The organism is Candidatus Neomarinimicrobiota bacterium, from assembly GCA_041862535.1.
GTDB lineage: Bacteria > Fidelibacterota > Marinisomatia > SCGC-AAA003-L08 > TS1B11.
This window is the reverse complement of the sequence record JBGVTM010000269.1, coordinates 1-16,330: the sequence shown is the minus strand read 5'-3', so window position 1 is coordinate 16,330 and position 16,330 is coordinate 1. Positions and strand designations below refer to the sequence as shown.

Annotated in this window: 14 protein-coding genes; 8 read left to right on the top strand and 6 right to left on the bottom strand. The window is 56.2% G+C overall.

Annotated features, from left to right (window positions below; translation table 11 throughout):
• From ACETWG_10005 to ACETWG_09970, 8 genes are all read left to right on the top strand, one after another.
• A partial coding sequence (locus tag ACETWG_10005; GenBank protein ID MFB0516917.1) for a glycosyltransferase occupies positions 1 to 639 on the top strand: 639 nt, incomplete at its 5' end.
• A gap of 111 nt (positions 640 to 750) precedes the next feature.
• Positions 751 to 1,431, top strand: a complete 681-nt coding sequence (locus ACETWG_10000) for a DUF3108 domain-containing protein (protein MFB0516916.1) — start codon at positions 751 to 753, stop codon at positions 1,429 to 1,431.
• A 28-nt stretch (positions 1,432 to 1,459) separates the two neighbouring features.
• Positions 1,460 to 1,849, top strand: a complete 390-nt coding sequence (locus ACETWG_09995; protein MFB0516915.1) for a hypothetical protein — start codon at positions 1,460 to 1,462, stop codon at positions 1,847 to 1,849.
• A gap of 600 nt (positions 1,850 to 2,449) precedes the next feature.
• On the top strand, positions 2,450 to 6,079 hold the full coding sequence (locus ACETWG_09990) for a carboxypeptidase regulatory-like domain-containing protein (protein MFB0516914.1): 3,630 nt from the start codon (positions 2,450 to 2,452) through the stop codon (positions 6,077 to 6,079).
• A gap of 523 nt (positions 6,080 to 6,602) precedes the next feature.
• Positions 6,603 to 7,865: a serpin family protein gene (locus tag ACETWG_09985; GenBank protein MFB0516913.1), complete on the top strand. Its 1,263-nt coding sequence runs from the start codon at positions 6,603 to 6,605 to the stop codon at positions 7,863 to 7,865.
• Between the two features lie 68 nt (positions 7,866 to 7,933).
• Complete coding sequence (locus tag ACETWG_09980) at positions 7,934 to 8,863, top strand: hypothetical protein (GenBank protein ID MFB0516912.1); 930 nt, start codon at positions 7,934 to 7,936, stop codon at positions 8,861 to 8,863.
• Between the two features lie 149 nt (positions 8,864 to 9,012).
• Positions 9,013 to 10,266 (top strand): serpin family protein, encoded by a 1,254-nt coding sequence (locus tag ACETWG_09975; GenBank protein MFB0516911.1) that lies wholly within the window; start codon positions 9,013 to 9,015, stop codon positions 10,264 to 10,266.
• A 6-nt stretch (positions 10,267 to 10,272) separates the two neighbouring features.
• The gene (locus ACETWG_09970; protein MFB0516910.1) at positions 10,273 to 10,758 is read left to right on the top strand and encodes a DUF6174 domain-containing protein; all 486 of its coding nucleotides are present in this window, start codon (positions 10,273 to 10,275) and stop codon (positions 10,756 to 10,758) included.
• Between the two features lie 148 nt (positions 10,759 to 10,906).
• Here ACETWG_09970 and ACETWG_09965 read toward each other — a convergent pair whose 3' ends face one another.
• The 6 genes from ACETWG_09965 to queA form a co-directional block, all read right to left on the bottom strand.
• Complete coding sequence (locus tag ACETWG_09965) at positions 10,907 to 11,140, bottom strand: hypothetical protein (GenBank protein ID MFB0516909.1); 234 nt, start codon at positions 11,138 to 11,140, stop codon at positions 10,907 to 10,909.
• Between the two features lie 144 nt (positions 11,141 to 11,284).
• Entirely contained in the window at positions 11,285 to 12,196 is a 912-nt protein-coding gene (gene ispE, locus ACETWG_09960) for a 4-(cytidine 5'-diphospho)-2-C-methyl-D-erythritol kinase (protein MFB0516908.1), read from the bottom strand.
• A gap of 9 nt (positions 12,197 to 12,205) precedes the next feature.
• Complete coding sequence (gene gltX, locus ACETWG_09955; protein ID MFB0516907.1) at positions 12,206 to 13,621, bottom strand: glutamate--tRNA ligase; 1,416 nt, start codon at positions 13,619 to 13,621, stop codon at positions 12,206 to 12,208.
• A 392-nt stretch (positions 13,622 to 14,013) separates the two neighbouring features.
• Entirely contained in the window at positions 14,014 to 14,496 is a 483-nt protein-coding gene (gene ispF / locus ACETWG_09950; GenBank protein MFB0516906.1) for a 2-C-methyl-D-erythritol 2,4-cyclodiphosphate synthase, read from the bottom strand.
• Entirely contained in the window at positions 14,489 to 15,217 is a 729-nt protein-coding gene (ispD, locus tag ACETWG_09945; protein ID MFB0516905.1) for a 2-C-methyl-D-erythritol 4-phosphate cytidylyltransferase, read from the bottom strand. The genes ispF and ispD overlap by 8 nt, the downstream gene beginning before the upstream one ends.
• 64 nt (positions 15,218 to 15,281) lie before the next feature.
• On the bottom strand, positions 15,282 to 16,292 hold the full coding sequence (gene queA, locus ACETWG_09940; protein ID MFB0516904.1) for a tRNA preQ1(34) S-adenosylmethionine ribosyltransferase-isomerase QueA: 1,011 nt from the start codon (positions 16,290 to 16,292) through the stop codon (positions 15,282 to 15,284).
• Between the last annotated feature and the right edge of the window lie 38 nt (positions 16,293 to 16,330).

The window sequence follows — 16,330 nt, the reverse complement described above, 5'->3', positions numbered from 1 at the left end:
GAGCAGTTGGACTTTGTAATGCTAATGCTGGCAGCCAGGGGTGCCACGTTGATGGGTACGCCGTGGGCCAGCTCGGGTCAGAACCAGGCCTACCGGCGGTCGGTCTATGAACAGGTGGGGGGTTTTCGAGACGTGGCCCGGCGGCTTCAGGGTGATGACTCGCTATTTCTGCAGGTGGCGCGCAGGCGGGCAAGGGCACGAGTTACCTTTGCTACCGATCCGGAAAGCCGAGTTATGACCGATCCCGCTGGTTCGCTAGAACGATTTATTTTTCAGCGCATCCGGTGGGCCGGGGATGCGCTGGCCATGTGGCGTTATAACCTGGTTTTTTTACCCATTCCCATTGCCACCTTCGGTGCCAACGCTCTGCTCATAGTCCTGGCCCTGGCTGCTATTGCAGATTCTGCTGCTGTCCTTCCGGTGTTAATCACGGGGATTCTCCTTAAAGCATTAGTTGAAGGGACATTCCTTTGGATCGGTGCTTCCAAGGTATTCCTCAGGGAAATTCGGCGTCATTTTCCCCTGTGGTTTCTGCTGCAAATCCCCTACGTGACGGTGGTGGGTTTGGCCAGTTTCTGGGGGAACCGCTTGCCTTGGTACCGGCCTAAAACCAGGAGAGAAAATGATAGCTGCGGTTAAACCTCGAGTTATACTTTAAGTGGGCTCGTGATGGCTGCTCGAATTAGATGCCTATCAGGCTGGATTCCTTTTTCTCCATTCCCGGTTATAGGAGGTGCCCTACTCCTGCCCGTGCTTCTATTCGCCCAGCCGTTATCCTATACTGTTTCATGGCTAGGTGTCCCGGTAGTGGATGTGACCCTAACGAAGGTGGAGAGCGATACTGCTTGTCGGGTTGAGTTTCGTGCTCGGACCCGCCCGTGGTTTGATCACCTATATTCTGTAGACAACCGCTACTGCATTTGGGTGGAACCCGGGACGGGTCGGCCGGTGCGTTATGAGAAGCAGGTTCTCGAACGCGGGCGTGCTGATCATCTCTGGGCCAGATACGAGCAGAATCCCTGGCGGGTGGTCTATGGAAATGGCCTGGAACGCCCCTGGCAGGAAGATGCCCATAACCTTTTCAGTGCCCTCATATGGGCCCAGCGCCATGAGTGGCAAGCCGGTGAAGACCAGGTATTGCTAGTGGAGGTGGAGGGTGCGGTATGGCAGGTTATCGCGGAGTGCAGCGAGCTTATTCCAGCAGAGGAACCGGGGGGACCGATAACGGTGATTGAAGCACGCTTTGAGCGGCAGGAGTATGGTGAACCCGTCCTGAGCACTACGGATATTCTTTCCTTTATGCTGCCTGGTGTGGGTCACCGTCTGAAGCTGGGACTAGATCAGGAGCGAGACCAGGTCAAGTGGGCGGAGTTTGGCTCCCGGCCTTTTATGGTACGGGCGGAATTAGGTTCGGCACCTGAGCATCCCTGAATTCGATTAATTTTTGAGGCGAGTCGATATGTGGAGAGCTATCAAAGGATTTTTTCATTCTTACTGGCGGGCGGTTGCCATCGTTGGCGGGATCGCGGCGCTGGTAGTGGTGGGATTCTACTTCAATATTGATGCCAAGGTACTGGCATTGTTTGCCCTGATCGCCGGCTTCATCACTAACGGTTTCGCGGCGCTGGCCACCCTCGTGGCTCTTGTTCCATTAGTGGGGCCATTACTGGTGAAGATTTTTTCCATCCCGATCTTTTACCTGTTGAACGGCCTGGGCTACTTCGTCTCCATGCTGGCCATCAAGAAGGGTTACGGTGCCGATGTGGTCAGCCACCGGGTGCTGGCCATTTTCCTCCTGATTGGTGTTGTCATAGGCTATATTATTGGCAACCTGGCCCCTCTTAATTGAGTATTCCGAGAGGGACCTGCCACGAGCGATCCGCGCTCCGGTCTGGCTACTGTTTTCCTGACATCCGCCAACATCGTTGATGAAGGGTCACGGCTCTGAGCTGAGGGAATGGGTTTTACGGTGCTGGGCCGGGAATGTCTTGATTGCCAAACAACTCGCATGTACCTTTATATATCGGCCAGTTTATCACCCCCGGTATTAGCCGGTTTCTACACTTGTGTTTTCGGTGCATTGGCCACGGGGGCCTACAGCCCCGGGCATCCCGGGTACTGATAGGAAGGTGAGCTGGAGCTGGGTAATGGCCGCGACACGGAGGAGCTGTGCGAGCCGTTTATTATTTTTTTACCTGCCTCTGCATTCCCACTATTTCTAATAGCAACCACCATGATCGATGCCTGGCAGTGGGGCGAAAAGCGGGCAGAATCGCAGCTGGCTGCGGCTTTGTGGTTGCTTTAAAAAAAAATTAGACCCATGTGTCGAGGATCACGGATTTTATGAGTTTTAACTCGTATACTGACACGGATGTAGATACCTACGATTCAAGTCTCACCGTTTTGATATTTGGGCATTTATAACAACAAAATAAAGGGAGGTTATGGAATGAAGAAGCTAGGTTTATGGCTCCTTGTTCCGATATTCATGTTTTCTACCCTACTGGGTGAGAATACGGACAGAGGAGCGGGGTGGGCCATAGACAATCCCAAACTGGCAGCGCCGGCGGCCAAGGTGGCCGATCAGCAGGCCGCTGCTATTAAGCAACCACGTAACCTTATCGCCTGGAAGTCGGTCTTTCGAGGGGACCGGCTCGCTGCGCGGGGGAGGGCAGCTGAAACGGAGGTCCTGACGCCGCAACAGGCTGCCAGGAACCGCCAGATGCGCCAGCGGCCCCAACACCGCGAGCCGACGACAGCCACCTGGTTCCCAGGTGGCCAGTGGATCAAATCGGAACGGGAAGCCACCCTGCGGAAGACGCTGGGTGTTGGTGATATTCCGGTCCAGATTCTCGATGTGACGGGTGAACCCATTACCAGCTACGAGGTAGGTGATACGATTGCGATTGTAATCACCTACGCCGACTCGGTCTGGATCGAACTGTATGTGGACGATGGTGATGGTGAATTCGACCCCGGGTTGGACTTCTATTACTTCCCCGGTGATCCGGAGGGCGGTATGGAAGAAATCGTCATTATGGACGGTGACTGGGAGGATGAGGACCCGGCGCCCGGTGTCTGGAAGATCACTTTCGATACCGGCGATATAGAAGAGGGCGCCGAGCTATTCGGACTTCAGGGTGTCAGGCTGTTCCTCTACGGATATTCCCGCGATATGGTAGACACCGGCCTGGCAACCCTTGATGTGCTGCCGCCGGCGTCCACGACGGGCATCGCGGGCAACGTGTCGCTGGCAGCCGATGGCCCAGCCCCTAACATCGTCATCGGTGCATTCCCGATGGCAACCATGAAAATGGAGGATTCACCGGAAGACATGTTCCTGACCATGACGGATGCTGAGGGGAATTATACGCTCGCGATCGATGATGAAGTTACTGGCCAGTTGTTTGCGCTGTTTGCCGTTGATGTCTGGGGGCTGTATCCCGGGCTGTTTGCCGATCCCCAATTCCGTGAGGAATGGGTGCCAACGGGCGGAGCCCTTACGGGGGTGAACTTTGCCCTGATTCCTGGTACCGCCGCCATCAGTGGAACGCTCAAGGACAACAATAATGCACCGATCCCGGATATTCGCATTTTTGCGAGTAATGGGCCGTCCTCCATAGTCGACACCACCGATGCAAGCGGCTACTACGAAATCATCGTAATGCCGGGCTGGTGGTGGCTCACTCCCAGCGCCCATGACCTGATGGATGCCAGCTACATGGCCTTCGAAGGTGTAGATGTTGAGGTGATGGAAGACATGCCGAACCCGATGGTTGACATGGTCACGTACGTGACTGATGCGAGCATCCAGGGTACGGTGTCCTGGGCTGCTGGTGGCCCGGCTGCCGGTGCAGAGATTTTCGCCGGTACCTGGCGTTATCAGAGCTGGACCGAGACCGACGAATTGGGCAACTATGTGCTCCCCGTCAGTTCGGCCCTGGACGAAATCGAGTTCTCGGATGAATGGGGCAGCTGGATGAACTACGGTTACTGGGTCAGTGTCTGGGCCGGGGAGAATGTGCTGTCTGATCCCGGCGGATATGGCGAAGTTTATTCAGGATCCACCGGCATAGACTTTACCCTCTATGAGGCCAACGCATCCCTGAGCGGATTCATCTTTTACGAAGGTGGAGGACCCGCTCCCGATGCGCAGGTCCAGGCATACGTGGTTGATGATACGCTTGAATTGCGCTCGTGGGCTGAGAGTGGTGGCGACGGCTACTTTGAAATGCCCTTGCTTGGTAACCACACCTGGGTAGTAGAGGTCTACCGTCCTTACGAAGGGTGGCCGCCGGCTATCATCGATAGTTCGCTGGGAATGGTTTACCCCGGCCAGGATCTGTATCGTGAATATTACCTTCCTGCGGCGGCCGAGCGAGCGGCTGTCCACGGGCACGTATACAATACAGAGGGATACCCTATCGTCGGGGCGAAGTTGGAGTTGATCCAGACCGATGGTCCGTTCTATGGCGAGGCCTTTACCGATGCTGGAGGTTACTTCCGAATTGAGGATGTGCCCACTTTTCACGAGTATAATGTGATAGCCTCAGCCAAGGGTTATCCGCGCCAGTACCAGCACATTTGGGTTGGCGGCGAGGACATTTACGTCGGTTTCTGGCTGGGTGAGTTCCGTGTCCGGGTAAGCGGCCAGGTCACGGCCGAGGATGAGACACCCATCTTTGAAGCCGCTGTTCTTGCCTATGCCCCGGACGTGACTGAACCCGTTAATGGAGCCATGACCTACGAAGACGGCTATTACGAGCTGTTTCTCAAGTCCGGCCTGCATACGCTCAAGGCGGGTGCCACCGGATTCTTAGTGAGTGCCGTGGGGTTAGATGTTCAGGGTGATACTACCATCGACTTCACCCTGGTGGCGGTAACTGACCAGCTGACCGCGTCGATTGAGGGTCGGGTGACGGACGAAGGAGGCTATGGACTGAGCCGGGTATGGATAGCCTTCGTCTCGGATGCCTATATCACTTTCGCCAAAACCGGCTATGACGGCAACTACCACCTGGACCTGATTCCAGGCCATTACCTGGCTGTCTATCAGAAGGAAGGGTTTGAAGAGAAAATGCTGGAATGGGATGTGGTCGCAGGAGCTCATACCGGCTTAGACGTGGTGCTGTTTCCCGAGGCATATTTGCAGCTTTTAAGTGCCAACGATGTGCCCGGGGACCATGGTAAGCAGGTCTGGCTGGAATGGGAGATCAATCCCATGATTGCCGGGGAGGTGGAATGGATTGGCATATACTGCCTGGGGGAGGGAGAATATCCTCCTGATCCCTACAATTGGCAGACGCCCTGGATTCCCATTGATGACTTCCCGCCGCATACGGGTACCACGCATTATAAATACCCGGCGAGGACTATTCACGACGGGGTACCGACGTGGTACATCGTGACGGCGTTCACGTTTGGCTACGAGGGTCGCTTGCAGCTGCTGGCGGATTCCAATCCGATCTCGGGAGTTTCGGAGGACAACCTGCCGCCGGCGCCACCTGCGATGCTGGCGACTGCTGTCGTCGGCAGTTCGGTGGAGCTCACCTGGGCGCCGTGCGTTGACGACCCGGTAGCGGTCACACCGGTGAAATACTACTCGGTGTACCGTTCCGACAACGGCGGCGCGTATAACCTGGTAGGCCATACCGGTGAACCTGGTTTCGTGGATGAGCTGAAGGCCGGGAGTTATCAGTGGTATGTAACGGCGACAGACTTTGCCGAGAACCATTCGGAGCCGTCGGAGCCTACCACGGTAGTCACCCTGGGCCTCGAAGCAGGGCTGGGCATTCCCGAGGAATATGCTCTGCGGGCCAACTATCCCAATCCCTTCAACCCGAACACGACCATCGTATACGAGTTGCCGGAGGCCAGTGCGGTCACGCTGAAGGTGTATGACCTGACCGGGAAGCTCATCAGGACGCTGGTGAGCGAGGCAATGCCGGCCGGTTATCATACGGTGGTCTGGGATGGTAAGGATGCGAAGGGTACCTCCGTGGCCACCGGTGTGTACTTCTATCGCATCGCAGCCGGCGAGGACTTCACCGAGACCCGGAAGATGGTGCTGATAAAGTAAGCACTCCTTTTCCGGTCGGTTAAGCCAACCGCTGAAGCCCCACCTGGTCCGTGCGATCCGGGACCGGGTGGGGCTTTTTTATTTCAGCTTTCTGAAACATCCCTCAGCTTTCTGAGGGTTTCATTTAGCAGATGAAGCCTTTTGATCCGACTGCGACCAACGTCTCAGATTGGCCCTGCCATGCTGTTGTTTTCATAGTACCTTATATTATTGAATTCGCCGGATTAATAAAGTCATCTGGCATACTAATTGCGATATATATGGTGGAGCACCGAAGGTATTCTTTTAGAAGGGTTCGAGTAGATTTGGCCCGAGCGATAAATCATCTATGACGGCAAGCCGTGCATATGACCTATCCGGCCCCGGTGCCGGGGAGGCATATTTAGTGCAGGCCTGCGGCGGTCTTTTCGTGCAACCGAGGAGTGGGGGTGCCGGAGAAACGAGTTGCGGCGAGTCGCCTCAGCCTGTTCTGAAGAGATAGTTGCGGGTCACGGAGCCTTATTTTTAGCGTAGGAGAACTATCATGACCAGATACCGCCTTATCACGGTCCTGGCGATTCCAGCCCTCCTGGGATTGACGTGCCAGCGCATGCCCACTGAACCGCAGCCGAGCGTTCTGCCGCGGGCGCTGACTCCCGAGGAAGTCCAGCTAGTGGAGTCCAGCGACCGCTTCGGTCTGAAGCTGTTCCGGGAGGTTGTGTGCCAGGATGCAGGTAAAAACATTTTCATCTCGCCCCTGAGCGTTTCCATGGCCCTGGGTATGACGGCCAACGGGGCGGCCGACTCAACCCTGGCGGCTATGCGGGCTACCCTGGATCTGAGCGATATGACCGAGGAGGAGAGCAATGCGGCCTATCAGAGTTTGATCGAGCTGCTGACCGACGCCGATCCCAAGGTGCAGTTCGACATCGCCAATTCGATCTGGTACCGGAATATATGGACGTTCAACGAGGACTTTCTGGTGCGCTGCCGGGATTATTTCGAGGCGGTGGTGCAAGGGCTGGATTTCAGTGATCCAGCTGCGGCGGACGTGATCAATGCCTGGGTGAAGGAGAACACCAACGGCAAGATCGAGGAGATTGTCGACAAACCCATCGATCCGCTGACGGCCATGTTCCTTATCAATGCCCTGTACTTCAAGGGCACCTGGACTTACGAATTCGATCCCGAAGATACTAAGGCTGATGAGTTCACGCGATGGGATGGCTCTAAAGTAGTGTGCCGGATGATGAGCCAGGAGACGGACCTGCTCTACTACTCCAACGATGAGTTCCAGATGGTGGACCTGCCATACGGAGATGGACTGTTCAGTATGACCGTCCTGCTGCCGAAGCCTGATGTCCACGTTGACAGCCTGATTGCCTATATTACGCCGGATGACTGGCAGTCCTGGATCAGTGCGTTGGACACCCATGCCGTACAGCTGGAGCTGCCCAAGCTCAAGCTGAAATACGACCTGCTGATGAATAGTATTCTCCAGGCGCTGGGCATGGGGGTGGCGTTTGATATGTGCCAGGCCGACTTTTCCCGGATGCTGGTTGAAGGGGCGGCATATCCCGGCAACCTGTATATCGAAAAGGTCAAGCATAAGACATTTGTGCAGGTGGATGAGGAAGGCACCGAGGCGGCAGCAGTAACCATGGTGGAAATGGGATTTACTTCAATCGGCCCCAGTAGCATACTCGTGCGGGTGGACCGCCCCTTCGTTTTCGTTATCCGGGAGCGCACCTCGGGGGCGTTGCTGTTCATGGGTAAGATCGTGGAGCCGGAGTGGGAGGAAGGGTAACTGCGTCTTCTGGAGGGATAGACGCAGTCACATCTGTGAGTGTTTATAAATCGGTTGAGGGTAACATTTTGAATAAGAGAATCCTCTTCCTCCTGTCGATGGTATTGCTTGCTGGTATCGGATTTATCTGTTGTGAGCAGGATACCTGCCCGGAACTAGTTGATTCAGACTATGCGCTACAGTTTGTTCTGCGGGGTGGTTTTGCAGGAGTAAATCAAAAATTGGTCCTCGATGAGGTTGGCACCATAGAGACGTATAATAGTGCTTACCTCGTCACTGATTCTATTTCTTCTGAGGTGAGAGAGGTGTGGCGGCATCGCCTGAATGATGTAGGCTTTTTCTGCCTTGATGATTATTACCCTCCAGCTGAAATAATCATGGATGGATTTTCATATGAATTGACTGTGAGTTCCCGAGGTAAGACTAAAACGGTGTCGGCGGAGGATAGAGGAGGCCACCCTGCTGCCCTGCGCGAACTCTTCTGGGATTTACATTATGATCTGTACTTACCGATCTACCAGGATTCTGCTAAAGTAGGGACTTTATTGATCTGGCAGGAATATGGAGTCTTGCCTTGGCCCTTTGCTGAACAGGCCCCCCTGGCGGATAATATTTATACGGAGTATTTCTTCTCCGTGATTGATACCACGGGAGCAATAGCTCTCTATCTGAACGGGCTCTATTATCCTGACAGCGGCTACAATAAAGATATTAACTACCTGCACCTCGAAGGTGATTACCTCTACCGGTTAACTATGATTGAAAACGGATTTAAGGTTAATTCAGCTCATCCGGTTAGATATTGGCCGCTGGAACTCAACATATCGCTTAGTGAAATCCCTGACGAGGGACTTGTTATCAGAAATGATATCTTCCGGCAGGTCGCGGCTCTTTTTATCGAGCCCGTGTATGTCAATTCTATCTTTGTAATGTCTCTTGCCACGGAAGTTGTGTCGGCATATCATTTGAGACTTATAAATGGAGAAGTCGTTGACTAATTGCCACCTGAAGCGGGAGCGCACCTCCGGCACCCTGCTGTTCATGGGCAGGATCGTTGAGCCGGAGTGGGAAGAGGCCGACTGATTCTTCTGGATAAATAGAAATCGTCACTCTAGAGACCATTTATTAATCGATAGGAGTCAGCAAGATGAATAAGAGAGTGTTTTTCCCTTCGCTGCTGGTATTGTTTGCCGGTATCGGGTTTATGCACTGTAGTGGCCCCTCTGAGCCGACTGAGACCGATTTCAGCGTTCTGCCGCGGGCGCTGACACCCGAAGAGACCCAGCTGGCGGAATCCAGCGACCGCTTCGGCCTGAAGCTGTTCCGGGAGATGGTGCGCCAGCAGCCAGACAGCAATATCTTCATTTCGCCTTTGAGCGTCTCCATGGCCCTGGGGATGACGGCCAATGGGGCGGACAGCACCACCTTCGAAGCTATGCGGGCCGCCCTGGAGCTGAGCGATATGACCGAAGAGGAGAGCAACGCGGCTTACCAGAGTTTGACCGAGCTGCTGACCAGCGCTGATCCCAAGGTGCAGATGGACATCGCCAATTCCATCTGGTATCGACTGGGCTGGATATTCAAGGAGGACTTCTATCAGCGCTGCCGGGAGTATTTCTCTGCGATTGTCAAAGGGCTGAATTTTAATAATCCGGCAGCGGCGGATACGATCAATGCCTGGGTGAAGGAAAACACCCAAGGCAAGATCGAAGAGATTGTCGACAAGCCCATCGATCCGGCCATCGTCATGTTTCTCATCAATGCCATCTACTTCAAGGGCACCTGGACGTACGAGTTCGATCCTGAAGAGACGATCGACGATCAGTTTACCCTGCCCGATGGGTCCCGGGCCGCCTGCAAGATGATGACCCAGGAGGCGGACCTGCTCTACTACTCCAACGATGAGTTCCAGATGGTGAACCTGCCCTACGGCGATGGTCTGTTCACTATGACAGTCCTGCTGCCCAGATCCGAGGTACACGTTGATAGCCTGATTGCCGATTTTACGCCGGAAAACTGGGGGCTGTGGATTGGTAGTCTGGACACGGCAGCTATCCACCTGCAGTTCCCCAAGTTCACATTAGAATATGAGAGGGAACTAAAAAAAGTACTCACGGCTCTCGGGATGGGTATTGCTTTTTCCGGGGCTGATTTCAGCCGCATGATAGAGCCGGCGGGGTTGATCTGGATCAGCAAGGTCAAGCACAAAACCTTCGTTCGCGTTGATGAGGAAGGGAGCGAGGCAGCAGCCGTCACTTCGGTCGAAATGGTATGGGAATCTGCAGGTTCGGGCCTGACTTCGATGCGGGTAGACCGTCCCTTTATTTTCGTGATTCGGGAGCGGACAAGCGGGGCGCTGCTGTTCATGGGCAAGATCGTGGAGCCGGAGTGGGAGGAGTAGCCAGCTATGCCCCGACGATATAAGCTAAGCCAGAATTGTTATCCGCAGCTGTTACCGTTAATCCTATTATTGACCTTATTGCCTGGCTGCAACGATTCTAACGGCCTGTCACCGGAAACCTATGAACAGGCCTGGAGTCTCTGGCAATCGCAAGAGCTCAAGCATTACCAATTTGACTATGGGCACCTTTGTTACTGCGCGCCACGTTTACTCCAGGCGACTGTTAAAGTCAAAGGTGACACGGTTTATGCGTTCGAGAATCCCCGGGGGGATGGTGAGCTATTGAGTGAGCAGGAATTGGATTCGCGAGGGATTAATCTTCGATCTTTCCAATCTATAGAGGAGCTATTCGAAATCATCAGGCTCGCGGAAGAGGATGGTACCCTCACCTACGTAGTTTATCATCCTGAAATCGGCTACCCTGAGACGACGAGCATCGATTGGGGAGAAGTGGATGCCTATTATGCGAGCGAGGTTACATCCTTGGAGTGAGCACCGAATGATGTTATTGTTCATGGGCAAGGTCGTCGAGCCGGTGTGCAGTATGGGCTCGGGCTGCAGTTCCGGTGGTAGCACGGGGCACAGAGGGATAGTTGTGGTGTTTTTCCGCATGAGGCTCGTGCTGGCAGCAATAATCGGTCTAGGACTGTTTGGATGTGGCCTGGAGCCTGAAGGTGAGGAAGAGCCAATCCGGGTGGTACCCTACCGTGGGCAAGAGAAAATCACTGCGGAGGCTTCCTGGAAAATCGAATGGGAGGGCGGTCCTGTCAGGGTGTGGACCGGCCGGGTTGCCGGTGATACCGTGACTATCGAACGGTGGGGCTTGTGTGGCGATGAGTGTGCCGAACTTTACCGCCTGGTTCTTTTGGATCAAGGGTCCAGTCTGCCCCGATTCCATTCCTGCATCTACCATACGTCCGACCAATTTGCCGGGGTCCATATCGATACGCTCGTGGAGGGCGAGGTGGCCATCCAGGACTGGGACCTCGACGGGGTGATCAGTGGCAGGGTGCTGGGATTATGGCGTGGCGGTTGGCTGCAGAATGATTCCCTTTTGTTTATCTTCTGGGTGGACCTGGCAGCCGTGGAGAACAGATTTAACTGCCAGCACCTGGCAGTCCGGGAAGCGCTCGGCGAAGCTATCGGTGTCTGGCTGTTGCTCGAAGAATCCGTAAACCGCGCTTCCGCTCCCCGACAGGCCGGCATAAACTGCCCCCTGGTCAAGTAACGCCGCCTTGATCTCCGCCAGCCGGCCGTAGCGGGGGAAAACCACCTCCTCGAAATCGTTAGTGAAGGCTTCCCAGGGGATAGGATCACGGGTGATAAGCTGGTCGAAGGCCGGTGGAGTTGGGAACGACGGCTGTGAGGCAAACTGCCCATAAGCCCAGGTTGTATCGACTGCGAAGGGTGGGATCACCAGCAGGATAGCGTAGGGTAGTACCCGCTCCAGGGGCGTGAGTACTTCGCCAATGCCCTCACCCAGTTGCAGGCCACCGCGGATGAAAAAGGGTACGTCGGCCCCCAGCCGGGCAGCCATTTCCTCAAGCTGGTCCGAGGTCAGGCCGACCTGCCACAGCTCGTTAAGACCTTTAAGCACCGCGGCGGCGTCACTAGAGCCGCCCCCCAGCCCGGCCCCCATCGGTATGTGCTTCTGTATCCTGATACTGACACCCTGGTCTATTCCCAGCCTCGCCTTCAGTAGTCGGGCGGCCTGAGAGCAGAGATTGCGATCGTCGGAGGGCACGCCTTCCGCAGCCGGACCGGACACCTCCACGCTGGTCTCGCCGGAAGAGTGGGTGGAAATGGTCACTTCATCGCCGAAGTCGATTTCTTGGAAAAGGGTGTGGATGAGGTGGTAGCCATCGTCGCGGCGGCCTGTGATGCGCAGTCCGATATTTATCTTGGCGTGGGCCTGGAGGGTAAGTGACACGTACGGGGGCTAGTCGGTTGTCAGGGCGGCCTGGATGCGCTCGCGGCACTTCTCCAGGCCGAAGGTCTCCACGATGGTTACCATGTCCGGCCCCACCACCCGTCCAGCGATGGCGGCGCGGATAGGGTGCCACAGCTCACGACCCGTCAGGCCGAAGTCTTCGCCGATCTCCTTGACCGCCGACATGAACCACTCGCCCGAGAACTCGGTCGTCGCCTCCAGTTTGGTGAGCAGCATGGTCAGGATACCCATTGCTTCGGCGCCAGTGATGGCCTCCCGGGCCGCCTCGTCGTAGACCACCGGGTCCTCGAAGAAGAAGGCCAGCTGCTCCCGTACCTCGGACAGCAGGTTGACCTTGGTATGGACAGAAGCGGCCATGGCCTCGGTGACGTTCCAATCCGGTTCGAGGTGGGGCTTGATAGCCTCTTGAAACTCTGGTAGGCTCAGCCGCCGGATATGCTGGCCATTGATCCACAGCAGCTTGTCGGTATCAAAGATGGCGCCTCCCTTCTGAACCCGCTCCAGACTGAAAGCCTGGATAAGTTCTTCGACAGTGAACACTTCCTGATCGCTCTGAGCGTGCCAGCCCATCAGCGCCACGAAGTTTACCAGGGCCTGGGGAAGGTAACCTTCCCGCTGGTATGCATCCACTGCCACGTGGCCCTGCCGTTTGGAGAGCTTGGAGCGATCTTTATTGAGCAGCAGGGGCAGGTGGGCGAACTGGGGCGCTTCCCACCCTAAGGCCTGGTACAGCAGCAGGTGCTTGGGCATGCTGGGCAGCCACTCCTCTCCGCGAATTACGTGCGTGATCTGCATGAGATGGTCATCCACCACGTTGGCCATATGATAGGTGGGGAAGCCGTCGCCTTTAATCAGCACCTGGTCGTCCACCGTCGTCAGGTCAAAGGCCACCTTCTTGCGGACGATGTCCTCCATTACGATGCGCCCTGATTCGGGTACCGCCAGACGCACGACATGGGTTTCTTTTTCGGCCCGGGTCTCGGCCTGGTCTTTGGGCAGGTGGCGGCAGCGGCGGTCGTAACGGGATACGATGCCCATTTTGCGGTGCTTCTCCCGCAGCTCCTCCAGGCGCTGGGGTGTGCAGAAACAGCGATAGGCATAGTCGTTGTCCAGGAGCTGCCGGGCGAGCTGCTGGTAAATATCCAGGCGCTCCGATTGGACGTAGGGTCCCAGCTGGCCACCGATACCGGGGCCCTCATCGATGTCCAGACCGGCCCAATCCAGGGCCTCCAGGAGGTGCTCAACGGCTCCTTCCTTGCGGCGGGATCGGTCGGTATCCTCGATGCGCAGGATGAAGGTGCCGCCCTGCTGGCGGGCAAAGAGCCAGTTATACAGGGCGGTGCGCAGGCCGCCTACGTGCAGGTAGCCGGTCGGGCTGGGGGCGAAGCGGACGCGGACGCTCATCCCGCTTGAACTTCCTTAGATTGCTTGCCAAGCCGAAATGCTGACATTTATGAACAGGTCTTCCTCCTGAATCATTCTCCCGCTGTGTTGATGGTTGCCACGGCGATGGCGGAGATTCCTTCCTCCCGGCCGATGAAGCCCAGGTGGTCGGTGGTCAATTTCAAACTCACCCCATTCACTTCGTGTCCCGTAGGGATCCCTTCGGGAAAGTCCCCTCTCTTTCAAGAGAAGGGATTTAGGGGTGAGTTCTCTGTACTAGCATCCACAGTATAGTATTTCACTCGCACAGCCACAACGTTACTCTTTAGGTATAATCTATGCAAATCTCTATGATCTCTGCGCGCTCTGCGGATAATACTAATAAAATCATTTCCCCGCCTTCCTTCTCAGTTTTATTCACCTGATACTTTAACCGTTGCCACGGCGATGGCGGCGATTCCTTCCCCCCGGCCGATGAAGCCCAGGTGGTCGGTGGTGGTGGCTTTGATGCTGACCTGATCGAGCTCGACGGCCAGGTCGTCGGCGATAAGGCGGCGCATGTCAGGAATATAGGGCCCGATGGCCGGCTCCTGGAGGATCACCGTGCAGTCCACGTGGCAGATCTCGCCGTTCGCTTCGGCCACTATCTCTCGGGCCCGCTGCAGAAAGATCCGGCTGCTCGCTCCTCGCCACTGAGGGTCGGATGAAGGGAAATGGGTGCCGATGTCACCCCTGGCTACCGCTCCCAGCAGGGCATCCACGATAGCGTGGAGTACCACGTCCCCGTCGCTGTGCCCGGCGATAGACTTGTCGTGGGGTATATGGACTCCGCCCAGCATAAACCCATCGCCTGCTGTGAAGCCGTGAGCATCCACTCCTAAGCCGGTCCTAATCATGTGACAGCCTCCACTCCAGGTAGCGCCAGTCGTCGGGCGTAGTCACCTTGATATTCCGGGGTGATCCTTCCACTACGGCAATGCGCCCGCCGATGGCTTCCACCAGGGACGCCTCATCGGTTCCGGTCAGGTGTGTCTCGGCGGCGTGTTGCAGGGCGCGGCGCAGGATATCCGCCCTGAAGGTCTGGGGTGTTTGGGCGCGCCAGATGGACTCCCGGGGGAGAGTGCCTTTAATGCTGCCGCTACAGGAAGTTTTAGTCGTTGCCACTGCCTCTACCTCCTTCAGGGTATCAGTGGCCGGGACGGCCACAATGGCCCCGTCAAAATCCCGGCACAGGTCAACGGTAGCACCGATCCATTCGGGATCAAATAAGGGCCGGACGGCGTCGTGCACAACAACGACCTGGACATCCTCCGGCAGGGCGGCCATTCCGGCGGCAACCGAAGCCTGCCGGGTTTCACCCCCCGCCACGACCTGCAATTCAATGCCTTCAGGGACCAGGGGCTGCAATAATGTGCGGGCATATCCTAGATCAGATTCCGGTACCACTACAACAACGGTACGAATCACCCTGGCGCGCCACACGCGCTCCAGGGTGTGGACCAGCAGGGGTTTGCCCCCCAGCTGCCGGAATTGCTTTTTGGCCTCACCGGCGCAGCGAGTGCTCTGTCCCGCGGCGGGGATAATCGCCGCTGCCTTTATTTGATTAACGTCTGTCACTCCACATTGCCGATTTCAAGTAGATATGGATTGGTGCACAGCTTCAGGGCCTATTCCAGCCGGATTATAGGATGAGCATAGCATCGCCATAGCTATAGAATTTATATCCCGCGCTGATTGCCTGCCGATAGGCTTCGAAGAGGAACGCCTGGCCTGCAAAAGCGGAGGCCAACATGATCAGGGTTGACCGGGGCTGGTGGAAATTGGTGATCAGCGCGCTGACGATTTTGAAGGTGTACGGGGGATAGATGAATTTGTCAGTCCAGCCCTCGCCGTCGGTAATCTGGTGGCTGGAGACGGCCACGGTTTCCAGGGTCCGGGCGGTGGTGGTTCCGACGGCGACCACCCGTTTTCCCCCGGCCTTTGCCTGGTTAACAATCCTGGCGGTGCGCTTACTGACGCGATAGAATTCGGCTTCCAGATGATGCTGGGTTACATCTTCGACTTTCACCGGACGGAAGGTACCCAGCCCAATGTGCAGGGTGAGATAGGCGATCCTCACTTTTTTCCGGGACAGCTCGTCCAGGAGTGCCCTGGTGAAGTGCAGTCCCGCGGTGGGCGCGGCCACTGCCCCCCGGTTGCGGGCGTAAACGGTCTGATAAGCGCTTCGATCTCCGGGTTCCGGCTCCCGACGGATATAAGGTGGCAGCGGTGATCTGCCATATTTCTCCAGGAAATTATGAAAGGAAGTACCGGGGTAATGGAAGCGCACCACCCGGCCCCCGGTTGCGGTGTGATCGGTGACCTCGCAGTGAACGCCGCCGCTGAATGTCAGGCGGTTGCCAAGGTGCACTCTGCGACCAGGCTTGACCAGCACTTCCCAGAGGTCGTTCTCCAGCTCCTTGAGCAGGAAAACCTCCACCTGCGCCCCGGTCCCGTCTTTGGCAGCCTGGAGGCGAGCGGGGAATACCCGGGTGTCATTCAGGATAAGCACATCCCCCTCATCGAGGAATTCCGGGAGCTGGTGGAACCGGTGGCTACCGATAGTTTTGCTGGCCCGGTCAAGGACCATCAGGCGGCAGCGATCGCGCTGTGGTGTGGGGAACTGGGCAATGAGCTGGTCGGGAATATCCAGGTCGAAGTCCGATAGTCGTGGTGCGCTTTCATTAGTAG